19 protein-coding genes are annotated in these 20,923 nt (G+C 73.0%); 8 read left to right on the top strand and 11 right to left on the bottom strand.

Annotated elements, in window-relative coordinates:
• Window positions 1-3 precede the first annotated feature (3 nt).
• From ACFQH9_RS16520 to ACFQH9_RS16510, 3 genes are all read left to right on the top strand, one after another.
• On the top strand, window positions 4-918 hold the full coding sequence (locus ACFQH9_RS16520; RefSeq protein ID WP_379567019.1) for an acyl-CoA thioesterase: 915 nt from the start codon (window positions 4-6) through the stop codon (window positions 916-918).
• 71 nt (window positions 919-989) lie between these two features.
• Complete coding sequence (locus ACFQH9_RS16515) at window positions 990-2,309, top strand: O-acetylhomoserine aminocarboxypropyltransferase/cysteine synthase family protein (RefSeq protein ID WP_379567018.1); 1,320 nt, start codon at window positions 990-992, stop codon at window positions 2,307-2,309.
• A gap of 1 nt (window position 2,310) precedes the next feature.
• Window positions 2,311-2,787, top strand: a complete 477-nt coding sequence (locus tag ACFQH9_RS16510) for a CoA-binding protein (RefSeq protein ID WP_379567017.1) — start codon at window positions 2,311-2,313, stop codon at window positions 2,785-2,787.
• 48 nt (window positions 2,788-2,835) lie between these two features.
• Here ACFQH9_RS16510 and ACFQH9_RS16505 read toward each other — a convergent pair whose 3' ends face one another.
• From ACFQH9_RS16505 to ACFQH9_RS16480, 6 genes are all read right to left on the bottom strand, one after another.
• Entirely contained in the window at window positions 2,836-3,882 is a 1,047-nt protein-coding gene (locus ACFQH9_RS16505) for an ABC transporter substrate-binding protein (RefSeq protein ID WP_379567016.1), read from the bottom strand.
• A gap of 24 nt (window positions 3,883-3,906) precedes the next feature.
• The gene (locus tag ACFQH9_RS16500; protein ID WP_379567015.1) at window positions 3,907-4,566 is read right to left on the bottom strand and encodes an ABC transporter permease; all 660 of its coding nucleotides are present in this window, start codon (window positions 4,564-4,566) and stop codon (window positions 3,907-3,909) included.
• Complete coding sequence (locus tag ACFQH9_RS16495; RefSeq protein WP_379567014.1) at window positions 4,567-5,292, bottom strand: ABC transporter permease; 726 nt, start codon at window positions 5,290-5,292, stop codon at window positions 4,567-4,569. It lies immediately after the preceding gene.
• The gene (locus ACFQH9_RS16490; protein WP_379567013.1) at window positions 5,289-6,305 is read right to left on the bottom strand and encodes an ABC transporter ATP-binding protein; all 1,017 of its coding nucleotides are present in this window, start codon (window positions 6,303-6,305) and stop codon (window positions 5,289-5,291) included. The genes ACFQH9_RS16495 and ACFQH9_RS16490 overlap by 4 nt, the downstream gene beginning before the upstream one ends.
• A 225-nt stretch (window positions 6,306-6,530) precedes the next feature.
• A complete protein-coding gene (locus tag ACFQH9_RS16485) occupies window positions 6,531-6,848 on the bottom strand; it encodes a hypothetical protein (RefSeq protein WP_379567012.1) in 318 nt (105 codons plus the stop codon).
• A gap of 9 nt (window positions 6,849-6,857) precedes the next feature.
• Window positions 6,858-8,003 carry a DUF418 domain-containing protein gene (locus ACFQH9_RS16480; RefSeq protein ID WP_379567011.1) on the bottom strand — a complete coding sequence of 382 codons (1,146 nt, stop codon included), beginning with the start codon at window positions 8,001-8,003 and terminating at the stop codon, window positions 6,858-6,860.
• 139 nt (window positions 8,004-8,142) lie between these two features.
• On the opposite strand from ACFQH9_RS16480, the gene ACFQH9_RS16475 reads away from it, so the two are divergent.
• A complete protein-coding gene (locus ACFQH9_RS16475; protein ID WP_379567010.1) occupies window positions 8,143-9,126 on the top strand; it encodes a malate dehydrogenase in 984 nt (327 codons plus the stop codon).
• A 76-nt stretch (window positions 9,127-9,202) separates the two neighbouring features.
• On the opposite strand, the gene treZ is transcribed toward ACFQH9_RS16475, so the two are convergent.
• From treZ to ACFQH9_RS16450, 5 genes are all read right to left on the bottom strand, one after another.
• The gene (treZ, locus tag ACFQH9_RS16470) at window positions 9,203-10,945 is read right to left on the bottom strand and encodes a malto-oligosyltrehalose trehalohydrolase (RefSeq protein WP_379567009.1); all 1,743 of its coding nucleotides are present in this window, start codon (window positions 10,943-10,945) and stop codon (window positions 9,203-9,205) included.
• Window positions 10,946-11,297: 352 nt separating this feature from the next.
• Window positions 11,298-11,765 carry a MarR family winged helix-turn-helix transcriptional regulator gene (locus ACFQH9_RS16465; RefSeq protein ID WP_379567008.1) on the bottom strand — a complete coding sequence of 156 codons (468 nt, stop codon included), beginning with the start codon at window positions 11,763-11,765 and terminating at the stop codon, window positions 11,298-11,300.
• Window positions 11,766-11,983: 218 nt separating this feature from the next.
• A complete protein-coding gene (treY, locus tag ACFQH9_RS16460) occupies window positions 11,984-14,338 on the bottom strand; it encodes a malto-oligosyltrehalose synthase (protein ID WP_379567007.1) in 2,355 nt (784 codons plus the stop codon).
• 14 nt (window positions 14,339-14,352) lie between these two features.
• Entirely contained in the window at window positions 14,353-16,503 is a 2,151-nt protein-coding gene (glgX, locus tag ACFQH9_RS16455; RefSeq protein WP_379567006.1) for a glycogen debranching protein GlgX, read from the bottom strand.
• An 80-nt stretch (window positions 16,504-16,583) separates the two neighbouring features.
• Window positions 16,584-17,051, bottom strand: coding sequence for a PPOX class F420-dependent oxidoreductase (locus ACFQH9_RS16450; RefSeq protein ID WP_379567005.1), 468 nt, complete (start codon window positions 17,049-17,051; stop codon window positions 16,584-16,586).
• Between the two features lie 72 nt (window positions 17,052-17,123).
• On the opposite strand from ACFQH9_RS16450, the gene ACFQH9_RS16445 reads away from it, so the two are divergent.
• From ACFQH9_RS16445 to ACFQH9_RS16430, 4 genes are all read left to right on the top strand, one after another.
• Window positions 17,124-17,561: an HIT family protein gene (locus tag ACFQH9_RS16445; RefSeq protein WP_379567004.1), complete on the top strand. Its 438-nt coding sequence runs from the start codon at window positions 17,124-17,126 to the stop codon at window positions 17,559-17,561.
• A gap of 3 nt (window positions 17,562-17,564) precedes the next feature.
• Window positions 17,565-18,194, top strand: a complete 630-nt coding sequence (locus ACFQH9_RS16440; protein ID WP_379567003.1) for a histidine phosphatase family protein — start codon at window positions 17,565-17,567, stop codon at window positions 18,192-18,194.
• A 70-nt stretch (window positions 18,195-18,264) separates the two neighbouring features.
• Window positions 18,265-20,253, top strand: a complete 1,989-nt coding sequence (gene dxs, locus ACFQH9_RS16435) for a 1-deoxy-D-xylulose-5-phosphate synthase (RefSeq protein WP_379567068.1) — start codon at window positions 18,265-18,267, stop codon at window positions 20,251-20,253.
• Window positions 20,253-20,918, top strand: a complete 666-nt coding sequence (locus ACFQH9_RS16430) for a response regulator transcription factor (RefSeq protein ID WP_379567002.1) — start codon at window positions 20,253-20,255, stop codon at window positions 20,916-20,918. Before dxs ends, ACFQH9_RS16430 begins: the two co-directional genes overlap by 1 nt.
• Window positions 20,919-20,923: the final 5 nt, after the last annotated feature.

Genomic DNA, 20,923 nt, shown 5'->3' with positions numbered 1-20,923 from the left:
TCCGTGACCGAACCTCCCGCACCGGGCGTCGTGCTGGACGTCGACGGGGTGCCGCGCGGCCAGGCCGTGCTCGACGCGCTCATGCGCCTGCTCGAGCTCGAGCCGCTCGAGGTGGACCTGTTCCGCGGGGTCAGCCCCGCCACCTCGCCCGTGCGGGTGTTCGGCGGGCAGGTGGCGGCCCAGGCGCTGGTCGCGGCGGGCCGCACGGTCGAGCCGGACCGGCAGGTGCACTCGTTGCACGCCTACTTCATCCGGGGCGGCGACCCGAGCCGGCCGATCGTGTTCCGCACCGAGCGGATCCGGGACGGCCGCTCGTTCAGCACCCGCCGGGTGCTCGCGATCCAGGGCGGCGAGGCGATCTTCGCGCTGTCGGCGTCGTTCCAGCTCGCGCAGGAGGGGCTGGAGCACTCCGTGCCGATGAGCACCGGGGTGCCGACTCCGGAGGAGCTGCCCAGCATCGGGGACCGGGTGGTGTCCGGGGCCGGCGCCGCCTGGATCGAGCGCGTGCCCCGGTCGCTGGACATCCGGTTCGTCGACGAGCCGGTGTGGACCGAGGACCGGGTCGCGACCGACGACCCGTTGCGCGCCTGGATGAAGGCCGACGGGCGGCTGCCGGACGACCCGCTGCGGCACGTCTGCCTGCTCACCTACATCTCGGACCTCACCCTGCTCGGCTCGGTGGTCGGCCGTCACGACCTGAGCAGCACCTCCGTGCAGATGGCGAGCCTCGACCACGCCATGTGGTTCCACCAGCCGTTCCGGGCGGACGAGTGGCTGCTCTACGAGTGCTGGAGCCCGGCGGCGTCGGGTGGGCGCGGGCTGGCCCAGGGCCGCTTCTTCACCCGGGACGGCACGCTGGTCGCCAGCACCATGCAGGAGGGCCTGGTCCGGCTGCCCCGCCGCGGCTCCGGGGGCTGATGCCCGGCGCGGACACCGACGCCGCCGCTCCCACGATCGCCGACCGCGCCCGGGGCAGGCAGGATGGGCGCATGAGCGACGACACCGGGGACGGCCGGGAGCGGAGGGATCGCGCCTGGGGGTTCAACACCCGCGCGGTGCACGCCGGGGCGGTGCCGGACTCCGCGGTCGGCGCCCGGGCCGTCCCGATCTACCAGTCGACGAGCTTCGTCTTCGAGGACACCCGGGACGCGGCCAGCCTGTTCGCGCTGCAGAAGTACGGCCTGATCTACAGCCGGATCGGCAACCCGACGGTCGCGGTGCTGGAGGAGCGGCTCGCCAGCCTGGACGGCGGCATCGGCGCCGTGGCCACCGCCAGCGGCCAGGCCGCCGAGTTCCTGACCTTCGCCTGCCTGGCCGGGGCGGGCGACCACGCGGTCGCGGCCTCCGGGCTCTACGGCGGCACGATCACCCAGCTCGACGTCACGCTGCGCCGGTTCGGCGTCGACACCACGTTCGTCCCCGGGGGCGACCCGGCGGACTACGCGGCGGCGATCACCGACACCACGAAGTTCGTGTTCACCGAGGTCGTCTCCAACCCCGGCGGTGAGGTGGCGGACATCGCGGGGCTGGCCGAGGTCGCGCACGCCGCGGGCGTCCCGCTGATCGTCGACGCCACGCTGGCCACGCCGTACCTGTGCCGGCCGATCGAGCACGGTGCCGACATCGTGATCCACTCCGCGACGAAGTTCCTCGGCGGGCACGGCACCACGCTCGGCGGCGTCGTCGTCGAGTCCGGGCGGTTCGACTGGGGCAACGGCCGGTTCCCGTCGATGACCGAGCCCGTGCCGAGCTACGGCGGGCTGACCTGGTGGGGCAACTTCCAGGAGCTCGGCTTCCTGACCAAGCTGCGCGCCGAGCAGCTGCGCGACGTCGGGCCGACGCTGGCCCCGCACTCGGCGTTCCTGCTGCTCCAGGGCGTGGAGACGCTGCCCTTCCGGATGCAGGCGCACGTCGCCAACGCGCGGCGGGTGGCGGAGTGGCTGCACGCGGACCCGCGGGTGGCGTACGTGCGGTACGCGGGGCTGCCCGACCACCCGCACCACGACCGGGCGCGGCGGTACCTGCCGGAGGGCCCGGGCGCGGTGTTCAGCTTCGGGGTGAAGGGCGGCCGGGCGGCCGGGGCGCGGTTCATCGAGGCGGTGCGGCTGTGCAGTCACCTGGCCAACGTCGGCGACGCCCGCACGCTCGTCCTGCACCCGGGCTCCACCACGCACCAGCAGCTGACCGCCGCGCAGCTCGAGGCGGCCGGGGTACCCGAGGACCTGATCCGGATCAGCGTGGGTCTCGAGGACGCGGACGACATCCTCTGGGACCTCGACCAGGCCCTGGCCGCCGCGGCGAAGGAGTGACATGAGCTGGCAGAACCCGTCGGCGCTGGAACGGCAGCGGATCCTGCGCGACACCCGCACGGTCGCGATGGTGGGGGCCTCGCCCAATCCGGCGCGGGCGTCGAACTTCGTGGCGACCTACCTGCTGTCGAGCACGGACTACGAGGTCTGGTTCGTGAACCCGAACGCGACCGAGATCCTCGGCCGGCCGGTGTACCCGTCGCTGGCGGCCTGCCCGGGCGTGCCCGATCTCGTCGACACCTTCCGCCGCCCGCAGGACCTGCCCGGGGTCCTGGACGAGGTGCTGGCGCTGGACGGGGTGCGCACCTGGTGGCTGCAGTTCGGGCTGTGGGACGAGGACCTGGCCGCGAAGGCCGAGGCGGCCGGGACGACCGTCGTGATGGACCGGTGCCTGAAGGTGGAGCACGCCCGCTTCGCCGGCGGCCTGCACCTCGCCGGCTTCGACACCGGGGTGATCAGCTCCCGGCGCCGGGACTGAGGACGGCGGGAGCCCCGCCCGCACTCACCCGGAGCTCCCGCGCCCGTCCTAGACGACCTTGTTCTGGCTCAGGAAGGCCTTCGCGACCTCGGCGGGGTCGCCGCCGTTGAGCTGGACCTCCTGGTTGAGGGCCTGCATGACCTTCGTGGTGAGCAGGCTCGACACGCAGTCGAGGGTCTGGGCGAACTCCGGGCCCTGCGCGTCGGCGACGGACTGCTTCACCACCGGCGCCACGTACTGGAAGCCGAAGATGTGCTTCGGGTCGTCGAGTGTGGTGTAGTTGCCGGTGGCCAGCTGGCCGTCCGTGGAGAAGGCGTCGGCCGCGTTGGCCTGGCCCTGGTCCAGCACCTGGTAGACCAGGCCCGGGTCCACGCCGGTGAACTTGATGCCGGTCAGGCCGTACTCGTTCTTCATGCCGACCAGCCCGTTCTGCCGGGTCTCGAACGGCGGCTGGGCGGCGAGGGTGATCCCGTCGCCGGCGTTGCCCACCTTCGCCAGGTCCGGGACGGCCGCGAGCCCGTTCTGCTGCGCGAAGTCCTTCTTCACGATGATGACGTCCGTGTCCTCGAACGGCGTCTGCTTGAAGATCGTGGCCTGGCGGTTCTGCGCCTCGAACTGCTTGACCGTGTTGTAGGTGTCCTCGGGCGTGGCACCCACCGGCTTGCCCGCGATGCTGCTCTCGATCTCACCCAGGTACTCGGCGTAGGCGTCGATCTGGCCGGCCTGGAAGGCGCGGTCGATGACCTCGGAACCGCCGATGTTGGACTGGTAGGTCACGTCGTAGCCGCGCGCCTCCAGCGCCTGGGTGTAGAGCTCGCCGAGCACGAACTGCTCGGAGAAGTTCTTGCTGCCGAACCTGATCGGCGGCTTCCCCTCGCCGGGGGTGCCCGACGGGCAGCTGACGTTCTGCGCCGTCACCGGGGTGATGACGTCCTGGCCCGCGGCCTGCGCGCCCGCGCTCGGCGGGGCCGAGGACCCGGAGGACCCGGAGGAGCTGCCGCTGCCACCGCAGGCCGCGACGACGAGGGCCAGCGCCGCGACGCCCGCGGCGAGCGCGGCCGCCCTGCCGCGCCTGCCGATGATGCTCTCGGACATGAGGATCCTTCCTGTGGTGGGAACTCAGGCCGTCGTCACGGGGACGATCTTCATCCCGGCCGGCGTGACCGCGCGTTGCACGATCAGCAGCAGTCCGTCGACGGCGAAGGCGAGCGCGACCGCCAGCACGGTGTAGGCCAGCAGCTGGGAGACGGGCAGTGTCGGGTTGGTGATGACCGAGCCGAGGGTGCGCGGGTAGCCCGCGGTCCCGGCCAGGTAGGCCGTGGCGATCACGAAGACCGTCCCGGTGCGGATGCCGGCCATGATCAGCGGGACGGCGTGCGGCAGCTCGACCTGGGTGAGGATCTGCCAGCCGGTCATGCCCATCCCGCGGGCGGCCTCGACCGTGCCGGGTTCGACCTCGGCGACCCCGACGTAGGTGTTCGTGAGGATCAGGGGCAGCGCCAGGATCACCAGCGCGACCATGATGTTGACGAAGCCCACGCCGTAGAGCCCGATCCCGATGGCGATGATCGCCAGCGTGGGCAGGGCGCGCAGCACGTTGGCCCCGTTCACGGCGAGCCACGCGAAGCGGCGGGTGTGGCCGATGGTTGCGCCGAGCGGCACCGCGACCGCGATCGCGATGGCCACCGCCACCAACGACAGCACCAGCTGGCCGGCCACGTCGCCCAGCACCCGGCCCGGGTTGTCGGCGAGGAACCGCCAGGCCTCGACGAGGATCATCTAGGCACCTCCCCGGCGGGCCCGCGCCCACGGCGTGACGAGCGTGGTGAGGCCGACGATGAGCGCGTCGGCCACGAGGGCGAGCAGGATCGCCAGCACGCCCGCCGAGATCAGCCCGGAGATGAACGTGTTGCCGATGTAGAAGAGGATCGACTGGCCCAGCCCGTAGGGCGCGATGTACGCCGCGAGGGTGGCCAGCGAGATCGTGGTGACGGTGACGACACGCAGGCCTGCCATCACCGCGGGCAGGGCCAGCGGGAAGGTGATCCGCACCAGGATCTGGCCCGGGGTGAGGCCCATCCCGAGCGCCGCGGCCCGGACCTCCGGCGGTACCGAGCGCAGGCCCGTGAGGGTGTTCCGGAACAGCAGCAGCAGCGTGTAGCCGACCAGCGCGATCTCGATGGTCAGCAGGCCGATGCCGGTCACCGGGATCATCAGCAGGAAGAAGCCCAGGACGGGGATCGTGTAGAGGACCGTCGAGAACACGACGGCGGGCGTCTCGAACCGGGGCAGCCGGTAGGCCAGCAGCGCCGCGGGCAGCGCGACGACCAGCCCGATCACGATCGCGATGGCGCTGACGTAGACGTGCTGCACCAGCTCGGTGGCGAACCGGTCCCAGTGGTCGGCGAACCAGTCCCAGCAGAAGGTCTCGTTGGCCCGGCAGCCGGAGCCGTTGCCGAAGTCCGGGATGACCGGGCCCTGCGCCACGACGTCCACGACGTTCACGAGCCCGCCGCCTCGCGGATCTCCGCCAGGGTGACGGCGCCGGCGGGCCGGCCCTCCTTCGTCACCTCCAGGACGTCGGCGTTGGCGGACAGCAGCACCGACAGCCCGACGCGCAGGGAGGTGCCCGCCGACACGGACGGTGCACCGGGCGGCGCCTCGCGGCCGGGGTCGGCGAGCTCGCCGACGCTGCGCAGGGAGAGCCGCTTGAGCCCGCGGTCGGCGCCGACGAAGTCCGCGACGAAGTCGTCGACCGGGTCGCCCAGCAGCTCGTCGGCGCTTCCGTACTGGGCGAGCTTCCCGCCGGGACGCAGCACGGCGATCTTGTCGCCCATCTTGATGGCCTCGTCGATGTCGTGGGTCACGAAGATGACGGTCTTCCGGATCTCGTTCTCCAGCGACAGGAACTCGTCCTGGATCTCGGCCCGGGTGATCGGGTCCAGCGCGCCGAAGGGCTCGTCCATGAGCATCACCGGCGGGTCCGCGGCCAGCGCGCGGGCCAGGCCGATGCGCTGCTGCTGGCCACCCGAGAGCTGGGCCGGGTAGCGCTTCGCGTAGCTGCGGTCGAGGCGGACCAGGTCGAGCAGGCGGTCGGTGCGCTCCGCGATGCGCTGCCTGTCCCAGCCCAGCAGCCGCGGGATCGTGCCGATGTTCGCGCCGATCGTCATGTGCGGGAACAGCCCGACCTGCTGGATGACGTAGCCGATGTCGCGGCGCAGCGTGGTCACGTCGTAGCTCAGCACGCTGCGGCCGCCGATCAGGATGTCGCCGGACGTCGGTTCGATCAGGCGGTTGACCAGCTTCATCGCCGTGGTCTTGCCGCCACCCGACGGCCCGACCAGGCAGCACGTCTCCCCGGCCGGCACGGTCAGCGACAGGTCGTCGATCGCAGGCGCGTCCTGCCCCCGGTACTGCTTGGTGACGTGGCGGAACTCGATCGCGAGCGCCCCCTGCGAGCCGGCCGGGACCCCGTCCGCGGTCCCGCTCGAGTCCTCCTGGGTGACCGCATCGGCCATCGGTCGCACCTCCCGTGCCCGTCGCCTCACCGCGGTACCGTGGCCCGTCACGACCCAGGTGCCCGCGAGTCGGCGCCTACCGGTACGCGCATCGAAATGCGCAACGCACCCTAGCCACGACCGGGCGAACGGGGAGCGCCGTGAAACGGGATCGTGACCTGGCGCCGGATGCGTCCGGAAAGTCCGGAAACGACGAAATCCTCGCAGGTGGGCCGGACCGTCCGATCAGTGGAAGAGCATCCGGTCCAGGATCAGGGTGACGATCCGCAGCACCCAGAAGGCCGGCGCCGCCAGGAGGAACAGCTTCCACAGCTCCGGCCAGTTCCGCTGCCGGGCGGCGTACCAGGTGGGCCAGGCGGCGAGGACCACGGCGATGAGGATCCAGCCGGTCTGGATCAGCAGGCCGGTGGACCCGCCGCCCCCGCCGAACACGACCTGCAGGGCGAAGGCGACCACACCCCAGCCGAGCGCGCCGAACAGCGCGCGGACGTAGGTGATGTCCGTCGCGGGCGCGGGCCTGCCGCTCTCCTGCTGCTTCGCCACGCCGCGACCCTATCCGGCCTGGTCGGCCCGGGAACCCGCAGGTCGGGCGCCGTAGGTGAGCCGGCGGAGCAGCACCTCGGCGGGCCCGCGCCGGGCGGCCCGCCGCAGCGCCACCGCGGCCGCCACGCACGCCAGCCAGGTCCCGAGCGCGAGCAGTGCCGCGCCGGGCACGCCGAGCCGCGCACCCAGGCCGAGCGTCCAGGCCGGCAGCAGGGCGCAGAACACCACGGACTGGGCGAGGTAGAAGCTCAACGAGCAGCGGCCCGTCGCCACCAGGGCACCCGTCACGGGGCCGGCGGTGCGGGTGGCGAGCAGGCCGAACAGGGCGGCGTAGCCGACGCCGCCGGCGAGCCCGCCCACCGCGTGCAGCAGGCCGAGCAGGGCCGAGACGGCCACCGACGGCCGCCACCAGCCCGCCGCGGCCAGCGCGAGCGGGAGGCCCGCGACCACCGCGACGGCCAGCCCGCCGGCGGCCGCGCGGGTGAGCAGCCGGCGGTGCCGGTCCGGCTCGTCGAGCAGCCGGCGCCGGGCGGCCAGGGCGCCGACGGCCAGCATCCCCGCGGTGAGCAGGGCCGAGGAGACCGTGCCGGCGAGCCACTCGCCCACGTGCAGGCGCACCGCCGTGCCGAAGGCCGGGGCGGCCACGGAGGGCAGGACGAGCCCACCGGTCCGCAGCCCGGTGCCGGTGCCGATCAGGACGGTGAGGGCCACCCCGACGGCGGCGACGGTGCGCAGGGTGACCTCGGTCCCACGCACCAGGACCCCGGCCAGCAGGACCAGCAGCAGCCCGTAGGCGCCCACGATGTCGCCGGGGAACAGCAGGATCCCGTGCACCGCGCCGATCGCGAGCAGCCACGCGCCCCGCCGGCGGAGCAGCCGCACGGCGCCCCGCCCGTCGTCGCGCCGGCGGGCGAGCTGCACCGCGCCGTAGCCCACGAGCAGCGCGAACAGCGGGTAGGCGCGGCCGTCGACCAGCAGCATCTGCGCGAACACCACGACGCCGCCCACCGCGCCGGGCGCGTCCGGATACCCGCGCACCCCGGGCGCGGCCGGCAGGAACAGGTGCACGTTGGCCAGCGCGATCAGCAGCAGCATCGCGCCCCGGGCCAGGTCGGGGGCGACCGCCCGGGCGGACAGCGGCAGGGGAGCGGTCACGCCCGGATCATCCCGCGTCGTCCGGTCCCCGGACCAGCGGGTCCCGTGCCCGCCGGCCACCCGGCCGGTGCGCGAGACACCCGCCACCCGGGTGATCCCCGTCGCGGCGCACCCGCGGACGGAGGGCTAGCCTCACGGCGTGTCCACTCCTGTCACCGTCACTGTCACCGGAGCCGCTGGCCAGATCGGTTACGCGCTGCTCTTCCGGATCGCCTCCGGGCAGCTCCTGGGGTCCGACACCCCGGTCAAGCTGAACCTGCTGGAGATCCCGCAGGCCGTCAAGGCCGCCGAGGGCACGGCCATGGAGCTGAGCGACGGCGCCTTCCCGCTGCTGGCCGGCGTCGACATCTACGACGACGCCGCCAAGGCCTTCGACGGGACGAACGTCGCCCTGCTCGTCGGCGCCCGCCCGCGCACGAAGGGCATGGAGCGCGGCGACCTGCTCGAGGCCAACGGCGGCATCTTCGCGCCGCAGGGCAAGGCCATCAACGAGGGCGCGGCGGACGACATCAAGGTCCTGGTCGTCGGCAACCCGGCCAACACCAACGCCCTCATCGCGCAGAGCGCCGCGCCGGACGTCCCGGCCGAGCGGTTCACCGCGATGACCCGCCTCGACCACAACCGCGCGCTCGCGCAGCTCTCGCTGAAGCTCGGTGTGCCGGTGTCCGAGATCAGGAAGATGACGATCTGGGGCAACCACTCCGCCACGCAGTACCCGGACCTCTACCACGCCGAGGTCGGCGGCAAGATCGCCGCCGAGCAGGTCGAGGAGTCCTGGCTGCGGGACGAGTTCATCCCGACCGTCGCCAAGCGGGGCGCGGCGATCATCGAGGCCCGCGGCGCGTCGTCCGCGGCGTCGGCGGCCTCCGCGGCGATCGACCACGTGTACACCTGGGTCAACGGCACCGCCGAGGGCGACTGGACCTCGATGGCCGTCCCCTCCGACGGGTCCTACGGCGTGGCCGAGGGCATCATCTCGTCCTTCCCGGTCACCACGAAGAACGGCAGGTACGAGATCGTCCAGGGCCTGGAGATCAACGACTTCTCCCGCGAGAAGATCGACGCCTCGGTCGCCGAGCTGGTCGAGGAGCGCGAGGCCGTCAAGGGCCTCGGCCTGATCTGAGCCCCTGCACTAGGGAACCATAATGCGCTCTGAGCAGGGCTTTCAGCGCATTATGGTTCCCTAGTGCGTTCGAGGGTCAGTCCGCGAGGACGGCGATCGCGAACGACTCGCCGGGCAGCGTGATGTCCGACTGCTCGCTGGCGGTGGGCTCGCTGGCCAGCAGGATCCGGGTGATGGTGGCGCCGAGGTCGAGCGCGACCTCCTCGGTCCCGAGGTTCACGAGCACCCGCAGCCGGCCGCGGTGGATGACCAGCGTGCGGGCCTCGGGATGGACGTCGACCGCCACCTCGTCGAGCCACGGGTCCGAGAGCTCCGGCCACGCCTTGCGGATGGCGATGAGCTCCTTGTGCATCGCGAGCAGCGTGGCGTGCGGCTCCTGCTCGTGCTCGGTCCAGTCGAGCTTCGAGTCGAGGAAGGTGCTCTCGGCGTTCGGGTCGGGGACCTCGACGTCGCCCCAGCCGTGCTCGGCGAACTCGGCGGTGCGGCCCTTCCGGACGGCCTCGCGCAGGCCCTCGTCCGGGAAGTAGGAGAAGAACTGCCACGGCGTGCGCGCGCCCCACTCCTCGCCCATGAACAGCATCGGGGTGAACGGCGAGGTGAACAGGATCGCCGCGCCGCAGGCCAGGATGCCGGGGGAGAGCAGCTGCGTGAGCCGGTCCCCGGTGGCCCGGTTGCCGATCTGGTCGTGGTTCTGCAGGTAGGTCACGAACCGGTGGCCCGGGATCCGCGCGGTGTCGACCGGCGCGCCGTGGGTGCGCTTGCGGAAGCTCGACCAGGTGCCCTCGTGCAGGAACCCGCGGGTCAGGACGTGCGCCAGGCCCGCGAGGTCGGCCTCGGCGAAGTCCGAGTAGTAGCCCTGGCCCTCGCCGGTGAGCACGCTGTGCAGGCAGTGGTGGATGTCGTCCGTCCACTGCGCGGTCATGCCGAGCCCGCCGCCCTCGCGGGCGGTGATCATCCTGGGATCGTTGAGGTCGGACTCCGCGATGAGCGACAGCGGCCGGCCGACGTGCGCCTCGAGGGCCGCGACCTCCACGGCCAGCTGCTCGAGGACGTGTTGGGCCCGGGTGTCCCGCAGCGCGTGCACGGCGTCGATGCGCAGCCCGTCGACGTGGAAGTCGCGCAGCCACATCAGCGCGTTGTCGATGGCGAACCGGCGCACCTCGTCCGACCACGGGCCGTCGAGGTTCAGCGACGGGCCCCAGATGTTGCTGCCCGCGAAGTAGGGCCCGAACCGGTCGAGGTAGGCGCCCGAGGGCCCGAGGTGGTTGTAGACGACGTCGAGGACCACGCCGAGCCCGCGGGCGTGTGCGGCGTCGACGAACCGCTTGAAGCCGTCCGGCCCGCCGTAGTTCTCGGTGACGGCGTACCAGCCGACGCCGTCGTACCCCCAGTTCCGGGGCCCGTCGACGGCGTTGACGGGCAGCACCTCGACCATGTCGATCCCCAGCGCGACCAGGTGGTCCAGCTTCTCGATCGCCGAGTCGAAGGTGCCCTCGTCGGTGAAGGTGCCGATGTGGCACTCGTAGAGCACGCTGCCGGCCAGGGTCCGCCCGGTCCACCCCTGGTCGGTCCACCAGAAGGAGTTCTGGTCGTAGCGGCGCGACGCCGAGTGGACCCCGTTGGGCTGCCAGAGCGAGCGGGGATCGGGCAGCGGGGTGGAGTCGTCGTCGAGCAGGAACGCGTACGCGGACCCCGGACCGTTGTCCTCGATGTCGGCGCGCCACCAGCCGCCCGGTTCCCGACGCATCGCGTACGTCTCGCCGTCCACCAGGACCCGAACCCTGTCCTTCTCGGGCGCCCACACCGCGTACTCAGCCACGGGGGAATCCTGTCTGATCGGCGGCCGACGCGCCCGCGCGGGCCACGTGACACGCGGCGCAACGACGGCGCGGGGACGAGGGGGCAGCGGGGGACCGTGCCGGTTCCCGCCGCCACCGCGCGGCGGGACCCGGGGCGGGACCGCCGGCCGGTCGGGGGGCACGGAGTCGGCCGGCGATCCCGGCAACGAGGTTCCGGTGGGATGGGGGATCGGACCCCGGACCTGTGTTGCGATGTTGAGCGTAGGAACGGCACGGTGTGCCGGGATCGGCCGTTCAGCCGCACTTTCCTCCTGAATATACCTATGTCGAGAAGTACGGCTGCCGAACCAGTTCCGGTGCCCCGGCCCCGGATCAACGCAGGCCGGGTTCGTCCAGGTCGGCAGCGATGCCGCGGGTGTCACGGGCCCGCTCCTCGAGCCGCCGCGACACGTGGTCGAGAATGCGGCCCAGCTCGGCGGTGGTGGCCGGATCGGCGGCGGCGATCCCCATGGCCACGTCGCGGTCGAAGAGCGCGAACAATCGCGCGGCCAGGTCCCGGCCGCGGTCGGTCAGGTCCACCAGCACGCTCCGCCGGTCCCGCGGGTTGGAGCGGCGGACGACGTGCCCGGCCAGCTCGAGGCGGTCCAGCTGGGCGGTGACGCTGGCCGGGGTCACGCCCACGCGGCGCGCCAACGACGACGGCGTGCGCGGGCCCTCGTGCAGCAGGTGCACCAGGATCGTGGTCTCCGGGACGCCCAGGCCCACGATCCGGGCCATCGTCTGGCGGTAGGCGTCCGACGCCGCCAGGACGTTCTTCAGTCGTACTGCGATCTCACTCACCGAACTCCTCGTCCCGGTCCTCCGCTCGAGTCGATCTCTACTTCGATCGCCGAGACTTCAGGTGGACAACGTGAAGCGACGGTGAGGGAGTTCCGGAACATGAGCTGCGTCATGCGCAATGCGCTCCGACGAGCGGGACGCGGCCGGGCGGACCCGACCGGTCCGCGCGATCGGGCCGGCCGGGTACCGGTCAGGCCGGACGGCCGGCCGGGTACCGGTCAGGCCGGACGGACGAGCAGGGCGACGGGATAGCGGGCGAGCAGCGTCGCGAGCCGCGGCGCGCTGCCGTCGACCGGCGTGTCGGTGATCATGTCGTGCCAGTCCGCGGCGCCGTCCGGGAGCGGGAGCACGGTGTCGCCCCAGCCGCCCTCGTCCTCGAGCCCGACCGGCAGCCGGGTCGCGACGGCCACGAGCTTGCGGCTGCGCGTGAACGCCACCGCGTGCTCGGCCGCGTGACCCTGGGCCGGCACGGCCCGGTAGCCGCGGAACAGCTCCGGACGGTAGCGCCGCAGCCGCGCCGCCGACGCCGTGACCAGCAGCTTCGCCGCGCCCTCGGTGGCCGAGTCGTCCACCTCGGGCAGCCAGCCCTCGTCGAGCCGGGCGAGCAGCCGCTGCCGGGCCGCGAAGTCGACCGGGCGCCGGTTGTCCGGGTCCACCAGCGAGTACTCGAACAGCTCCGTGCCCTGGTAGACGTCCGGTACGCCGGGCCCGGCCAGCTGCAGGAGCTTCTGGCCCAGCGAGTTCGACCAGCCGGCCGCGGCGATCCGCTCGACGAACGCGGTGATCTCGGCGACCAGCTCGTCGTCGCCCAGGACCTGCTCGGGCCAGGCCGCGACGGCCGCGTCGACCTCGGGGACGGCCTCGACGTGGCTGGTGGCGAGCTTGGCCTCCTTCGAGGCCTTGCCGAGGTAGCCGGCCAGCCGCTCCGCCGAGATCGGCCACGCGCCGACCACGCTCTGCCAGGCCAGCAGCTCCAGCGACCGCTCGGGCAGCGGGTGCCGAGCCGCCCAGCGGCGCACCTTCTCGACCCACTCGGCGGGGATCTCGGCGAGCACGGCCAGCCGCGCCCGGACGTCCTCCGAGCGCTTGGTGTCGTGCGTGGACAGCGTGGTCATGGTGCGCGGCCAGCCGGCCTCGCGGGCGGAGAGCGCGGCGTGGAACGCGGCGGGGGAGAGGCCGAACCGGCCCGGGTCGCCGCCGACCTCGTTGAGCGCGACGAACCGGTTGTACCGGTAGAACGCCGTGTCCTCGACGCCCTTGGCCATCACCATGCCGGAGGTCTGCTGCACGCGCGTGGCGAGCAGGCCCTCCGGGTCGGCGAGCATCGCCGCGTGGATCGCCTCGAGGATCGGGGCCAGGTCCGGCCGGTTCGCCCGGGCCACCGCGACCGCGGTGTCGAGCGCCTCCCGGCCCTCCGGCAGGTAGCTGCGGTAGACCGGGAAGCCGCAGAGGAACTCCGCGACCGCGTCCCGCACCCGGTCGGCGGCCTCGCCCGGCTCCTCCTCGGTCGACGGCGCGGCCTCCGGGACCGGCACGAGCGCCGCGATCCGGCGCACCTCGGCGGCCAGGATCGTGTCGGCCACCTCGCGGCGGCCCTGGTGCTCGACGGCGTGCGACGAGGCCTTCACGCCGGTGTGCTCGGCGGCGAACTGGGTGAGCAGCCCGGCCCCCGACGGGTCCACGAACACGCCCTGGACGTCGGCGAGCGCCTCGTACCCGGAGGTCCCGTCGACCGGCCAGGAGACCGGCAGCTCCTCGCCGAGGTGCAGGATCTTCTCCACCAGCAGCCAGCGGTCCGGTCCGATCGCCTCGCGCAGCCGCCGCGCGTAGCCGCCCGGGTCCGACAGCCCGTCCGGGTGGTCGACGCGCAGCCCGATGATGCCGGGCTCCTCGTCCAGCCAGCGCAGGATCTCGCGGTGGGTGTCGGCGAAGACCTCGGGCAGCTCGACGCGGACCGCGGCCAGCGTGGAGACGTCGAAGAACCGCCGGTAGGTCAGCTCCGCCGCGCCGCGCTTCCAGGACACCAGCCGGTAGTGCTGCCGCTCGTGGACCTCGGCGGCCGACCCGTGCTCGGTGCCGGGCGCCAGCGGGAACGCGTGCTCGTAGTAGCGCAGCTCGCCGTCCTGCACCGACAGCTCGGAGAGCGCCTTCGGCTCGTCGGCGTCGAGGATCGGCAGCAGCAGCGGCCCGGCGGACCAGTCGATGTCGAAGTGCCCGGCGAAGCGCGACCCCCGGCCGTGCCTCAGCACGTCCCACCACCAGGGGTTGGCCTTGGCGACCTCGACGCCGACGTGGTTGGGCACCACGTCGAGCAGCATCGTCAGGTCGGCCTCGCGCAGCCGGGCCAGCAGGGCGTGCAGCCCCTCGGGCCCGCCGCGCTCGGCGGAGATGCGGGTCGGGTCGACGACGTCGTACCCGTGATTGGAGCCGGCCCCGGACTCGAGCAGCGGCGAGGCGTAGAGCGCCCCGACGCCGAGCCGGTCGAGGTACTCGACGAGGCCCTGCGCGTCGGCGAAGGTCTGGTCCTTCGAGAACTGCAGCCGGTAGGTGGAGGAGGGGATGGGGCGCGTCATGTCGATGTCCGCTCTCAGACTGTCCGCTGGAGGACGAGGAGGGACCGGGCGGGCACCACGTGCGTGGCCCCGGCCCGGGTCATCGGGGGTTCGGCCGCGACGACGCCCGGGGCCGTCGACAGGCTGACCACCTCGCCGGCCGCGGTGTCGACGACGATCGCCCACTCCCGGCCGTACTCGGCGGTGGGCAGGGTGACCTCGAGGTCCTCCCAGTGCGCGTTGAACGCCAGCAGGAACGAGTCGTCGGTGACCCGCTCGCCGCGCTGGTCGAGGTCCGCGATGCCCTCGCCGTTGAGGAACGCGATCACGCACTTGCCGAAGCCCGAGTCCCAGTCGCCCTCGGTCATCTCGGTGCCGTCCGGGGTGAACCAGGCGATGTCGGCCAGCGAGTCCCGGCGGCGCGGGGCGATCGGCCTGCCCTGGAAGAACCGCCGGCGGCGGAACACCGGGTGTGCGTGCCGCAGGGCCGCGACGCCGGCGGTGAACCCGACCAGGCCGGCGTTCTTGCCGGCCAGTGACCAGTCCACCCAGGCGATGTCGTTGTCCTGGCAGTAGACGTTGTTGTTGCCGCCCTGGGTGCGGCCGAGCTCGTCGCCGTGCAGCAGCATCGGCACGCCCTGGCTGAGCATCAGGGTGGTGAGGAAGTTGCGCTGCTGGCGGGCGCGCAGCTCGAGCACCGCGGCGTCGTCCGTGGGGCCCTCGACGCCGCAGTTCCAGGAGCGGTTGTGGCTCTCGCCGTCGTTGCCGCCCTCGCCGTTGGCCTCGTTGTGCTTGTCGTTGTAGGAGACGAGGTCGGCCAGGGTGAACCCGTCGTGCGCGGTGACGAAGTTGATCGACGCGTAGGGCCGGCGGCCGTCCTCCTGGTAGAGGTCCGAGCTGCCGGTGAGCCGGGAGGCGAACTCGCCGAGGGTGCCCGGCTCGCCCCGCCAGAAGTCCCGGACGGTGTCGCGGTACTTGCCGTTCCACTCGCTCCACAGCGGCGGGAAGTTGCCGACCTGGTAGCCGCCGGGCCCGACGTCCCACGGCTCGGCGATCAGCTTGACCTGGGAGATCACCGGGTCCTGCTGGACGAGGTCGAAGAACACCGAGAGCCGGTCGACGTCGTAGAACTCGCGGGCGAGGGTGGAGGCGAGGTCGAAGCGGAAGCCGTCCACGTGCATCTCGGTGACCCAGTACCGCAGCGAGTCCATGATCAGCTGCAGGGTGTGCGGGTTGCGGACGTTCAGCGAGTTGCCGGTGCCCGTGTAGTCCATGTAGTAGCGCGGGTCGTCCTCGACCAGCCGGTAGTAGGCGTGGTTGTCGATGCCGCGCAGGGACAGCGTCGGGCCCATGTCGGAGCCCTCGGCGGTGTGGTTGTAGACGACGTCGAGGATGACCTCGATGCCCGCCTCGTGCAGGTCGCGGACCATCGCCTTGAACTCGTGCACCTGGCTGCCGGGCCGGCTGTTGCGCATGGTGTAGGCGTGGTGCGGGGCGAGGAAGGCCAGGGTGTTGTAGCCCCAGTAGTTGGAGAGGCCCTTCTCCTGCAGGTGGTGGTCGTTGAGGAACTCGTGCACCGGCATGAGCTCCACGGCCGTGACCCCGAGCCGCTGCAGGTGCTCGATCATCACCGGGTGCGCCAGGCCGGCGTAGGTGCCGCGCAGCTCCTCCGGGATGTCCGGGTGCGCGATGGTGAGGCCGCGGACGTGCGCCTCGTAGATGACCGTCTCGTGGTACGGGATCTTCGGCGGGCGGTCCGAGCCCCAGTCGAAGTAGGGGTTGACCACCACGGACTTGGGCACGAAGGGTGCCGAGTCCCGGTCGTTGCGCGAGAGCGGGTCGCCGAAGTTGTAGCCGAAGACGGCCTCGTCCCAGCGCACCGGCCCGTCGAGCGCCTTGGCGTACGGGTCGATGAGCAGCTTGTTCGGGTTGCACCGCAGGCCCTGCGCGGGGTCGTAGGCCCCGTGCATCCGGTAGCCGTACCGCTGCCCGGGCTCGACCGTCGGCAGGTAGGCGTGCCACACGAAGCCGTCGACCTCGGTGAGGGGGACCCTGGTCTCCTTGCCGCGCCCGGTGAACAGGCACAGCTCGACCTTCTCGGCCGCCTCGGAGAACACGGCGAAGTTCGTCCCGGCCCCGTCGTAGCTCGCACCCAGCGGGTACGGGTTGCCCGGCCACGGACGCATGCGATCCCTACTTCCCGGCGGCTGCCCGCCGAACCGTCTCGATTACAGGAGGAACCCGGCAACGCTACCGGGGGCCCGGCTCAGGAGTCGGCGAGCCGCGCGGGGAACCCGCCCGTCGCCACCGGGCTCCACCGGGTGGGTGTGACGCGGATCAACGCCTTGCCCTGGTCGGTCATCGCCCGCCGGTACTCCTCCCAGTCCGGGTGCTCGCCGGAGATCGCGCGGAAGTAGTCCACGAGCGGCTCGACGGCCTCGGGCAGGGTGATCAGCTCGGCCTCGCCGTCGACCTGCACCCAGGGCCCGTTCCACTCGTCCGAGAGCACGACCACGGACGCGGTGCCGGTGCGGGCGACGTTGCGGGCCTTGGCCCGCTCCGGGTAGGTGGACACCACGATCCGGCCCTCCGCGTCCACCCCGGCGGTGACCGGCGAGCCCTGGACGCTGCCGTCCGACCGGGTGGTGAGCAGGACGACCTTGTGTCGCGGGCGGAGGAACTCGAGCAGCTCCTCGCGCTCGACGGGGGTGTTCGTGGCGATCGTGCGGGGCATGGCCGGAACTCTAGGAGAGCGCACCGACGACCGCCCCCTCGAACGGCGCCGGGACCGCTAGAGTCCGCCGTGATGAGCACCGTGTTCACGAAGATCATCGACGGCGAGCTGCCCGGTCGGTTCGTCTGGTCGGACGAGCGCTGCGTCGGGTTCCTCTCGATCAACCCGCTCGGCCCGGGGCACACGCTGGTCGTGCCGCGCGAGGAGGTCGACCACTGGGTCGACGCCGGTCCGGACCTGGTCGCGCACCTCACCGGTGTCTCGCACGCGATCGCCAGGGCGGTCGAGGCGCTCTGGCAGCCCCCGCGCGTCGGCTTCATGGTGGCCGGGTTCGAGGTCCCGCACCTGCACCTGCACGTCTTCCCGGCGTGGGACATGCGCGCGTTCGACTTCGCCAACGCCGCGAGGTCGGTCGACGACGCCGAGCAGGACGGGATCGCCGAACGGCTCCGCACCGCCCTGCGCGAGGCCGGCCACGGCGAGCACGTGGCCACCACCGGGAAGCTCTAGGCGATGCGGCTGGTCCTGGTCCGGCACGGGCTGCCGGACCGGGTCGACGGTGCGCCCGAGGACCGTGCGGACCCGGTCCGGGCGGACCCCGGCCTCACCGAGCTCGGCCTGCGGCAGGCGGGGCGGGTGGTCGACGCCCTGGCCGGCGAGCCGGTCGACGCGGTCTACGCGAGCACCATGACCCGGGCCCGGCAGACCGCCGAGCCGCTCGCCCGCGCGCGCGGGCTCGCCGTCCGCACCGTGCACGACCTGCGGGAGTACGACGCCGACCAGCAGAAGTACCTGCCCGTGCACCTGCTGGCCCGGGAGAACCCCGAGGAGTGGCGGCGGATGGTCGAGGGCCACCTGCCCGAGCACGTCGACGTCCCGGCCTTCCGGGCGCGGGTCGTCGCGGCGCTGGAGGAGATCGTCGCGGCGCACCCGGGCCGGGGTACCGCGGTGGTCTTCGCGCACGCCGGCGTGATCAACGTCTACCTCGGGCACCTGCTCGGGATCGAGCGGGCGCTGCCCTTCCCGCTCGACTACGCGGGCCTGACCAGGGTGATCGCCCGCCGGGACGGGGTCCGCAAGCCGCGGACGGTCAACGAGCTCGCGCACGTCGCCGACCTGCTGGAGCCCGCCGCCCGCGCGTGACCGCGGCGTCACGGTCCGGTGTCCGCCGGGCCCGGCACTGGCCACCGCTCGTAGAGTGGCGGGCGTGAGCGTGCAGCCAACCTCCGTTCTGTCGTCGATCCGGGGTCCGGCCGACCTCAAGCGGCTCGGTCCCGACGCGCTGGCCGGGCTGGCGTCGGAGATCAGGGACTTCCTGGTCAGCGCGGTGTCCCGGACCGGCGGGCACCTCGGCCCGAACCTCGGCGTGATCGAGCTGACGATCGCGCTGCACCGGGTGTTCGACTCGCCGCGGGACACCCTGATCTGGGACACCGGGCACCAGGCGTACGTCCACAAGCTGCTCACCGGCCGCCAGGAGGGCTGGGACCGGCTGAAGAAGACGGGCGGGCTGTCCGGCTACCCGAGCCGGACCGAGAGCGTGCACGACCACGTGGAGTCCAGCCACGCGTCGTCGTCGCTGTCCTGGGCGGACGGGCTCGCCCGCGCCTACTCGCTCACCGGCCAGCAGCGGCACGTGGTGGCCGTGATCGGCGACGGCGCGCTCACCGGCGGCATGGCCTGGGAGGCGCTGAACAACATCGCCGCGGCCAAGGACCGCAACGTCGTGGTCGTGGTCAACGACAACGGCCGGTCCTACGCGCCCACCATCGGCGGCCTGGCCGACCGGCTCGCCACGCTCCGCCTGCAGCCGGGCTACGAGAAGCTGCTCGAGGCGGGCAAGCACACCCTGCGTGGCACCCCGGTCGTCGGGCCGGCCGTCTACGCCGGGCTGCACGCGCTCAAGGCCGGCCTCAAGGACGCGATCAGCCCGCAGGAGCTCTTCGCCGACCTCGGGCTGAAGTACTTCGGCCCGGTCGACGGGCACGACGTGGCCGCCATGGAGTCCGCGCTGCGCCGCGCCCGGCACTTCGGCGGCCCGGTCGTGGTGCACGCCGTGACCCGCAAGGGCAACGGGTACGCCCCGGCCGAGAACGACGAGGCCGAGCAGATGCACAGCCCGTCGGCCTTCGACCCGGAGACGGGCCTGCCGACCGGCCCGAAGACCACCGGCTGGACCAGCGTGTTCGCCGACGAGCTCGTGCGCCTCGGCGCCGAGCGCCCCGATCTCGTCGCGATCACCGCCGCGATGCTGGGCCCGACCGGGCTGGCGCGGTTCGGCAAGGAGTTCCCGGAGCGCTGCGTCGACGTCGGGATCGCCGAGCAGCACGCGCTCACCTCGGCGGCCGGCCTGGCCCGCGGCGGCATGCACCCCGTCGTCGCGGTCTACTCGACCTTCCTCAACCGGGCCTTCGACCAGCTGATGATGGACGTCGCGCTGCACCGCGAGGCCGTCACGCTGGTGCTCGACCGGGCCGGCGTGACCGGCAACGACGGGCCCTCGCACAACGGCATGTGGGACCTGTCGATCCTCGGCGTCGTGCCGGGTATCCGGGTCGCCGCCCCGCGGGACGCGGACACCCTGCGCGAGGAGCTGGGCGAGGCCGTCGCGGTGTCCGACGGGCCCACCGCGCTGCGGTTCCCGAAGGGCCCGGTCATCGAGTCCGTGCCGGCCGTGCGCCGCGCCGGCACCGTCGACGTGCTGCGCGAGGACCGGGTCAACGGGTCCGACCCGGCCGTGCTGATGGTGTGCGTGGGCGCGTTCGGCGAGCTGGGTGTGGAGGCCGCCGAGCGGCTGGCCCGGCAGGGCGTGTCGGTCACGGTGGTCGACCCGCGGTGGGTGCTGCCGGTGCCGCCGGAGCTGGTCGAGATGGCGCGGGCGCACCAGCTCGTCGTCACGGTCGCCGACGCGGGGCGCCACGGCGGGTTCGGGTCGGCGCTGGCCGACGCGCTGCGCGCCGCCGAGGTCGACGTCCCGCAGCGCGACGTGGCCCTGCCGCAGGAGTTCCTCGAGCACGGCGCCCGCTCGGACGTGCTGGCCGCCGTCGGGCTCACCGCGCAGGACGTCGCCCGCCGGGTGACCGAGTGGGCGGTGAAGGTGCCCGGGTGCCTGCCCGCCGGGCCGGTCGTCGAGCCGGCCGACGCGGCGGTGCTGGAGTCGGGGCTCGAGTCCGGCGACCCGTCGGGCGAGCAGGCGGGCTGATGCGCGTCCTGGTCGTCGAGGACGAGGCCCCGCTCGCGGAGGCCGTCGCGCGCGGCCTGCGCCGGGAGGGCATGGCGGTCGACGTCGCGCTCGACGGCGACACCGGCCACGAGAAGTCCTCGATCACCCGCTACGACGTGGTGGTGCTGGACCGGGACCTGCCCGGCATGTCCGGCGACGACCTGTGCGCGGCCATCGTCGGCGGGGGCGGCACCACCCGCGTCCTCATGCTCACCGCCAGCGGCACGCTGGAGGACAAGGTCGACGGGCTGTCCCGCGGCGCGGACGACTACCTCGCCAAGCCCTTCGACTTCCCGGAGCTGGTCGCGCGGGTGCGCGCCCTGGGCCGGCGCTCCGCGCCCGCGGTGCCGCCCGTGCTCGTGGCGGGCGACGTGGCGCTCGACCCCGCGCGCCGCACGGTGACCCGGGCGGCGTCGCCGGTCGAGCTGACCCGCAAGGAGTTCGGCGTCCTCGAGGTGCTGATGGGCGCCGGCGGCGCGGTCGTGTCCAGCGAGGAGCTGCTCGAGCGGGTGTGGGACGAGAACGCCGACCCATTCACCACCACGGTCCGGGTCACCGTGATGACGCTGCGCAAGAAGCTCGGCGAACCCGGCGTGATCGAGACCGTGGTCGGCGCCGGGTACCGGGTGCCCTCCGCCGGCTGAGCGAC

The sequence above is a fragment of the Pseudonocardia lutea genome (genome assembly GCF_042658055.1).
In the GTDB taxonomy this organism is placed as follows: Bacteria; Actinomycetota; Actinomycetes; order Mycobacteriales; family Pseudonocardiaceae; genus Pseudonocardia; species Pseudonocardia lutea.
This window is presented reverse-complemented; position numbering and strand designations above follow the sequence as displayed.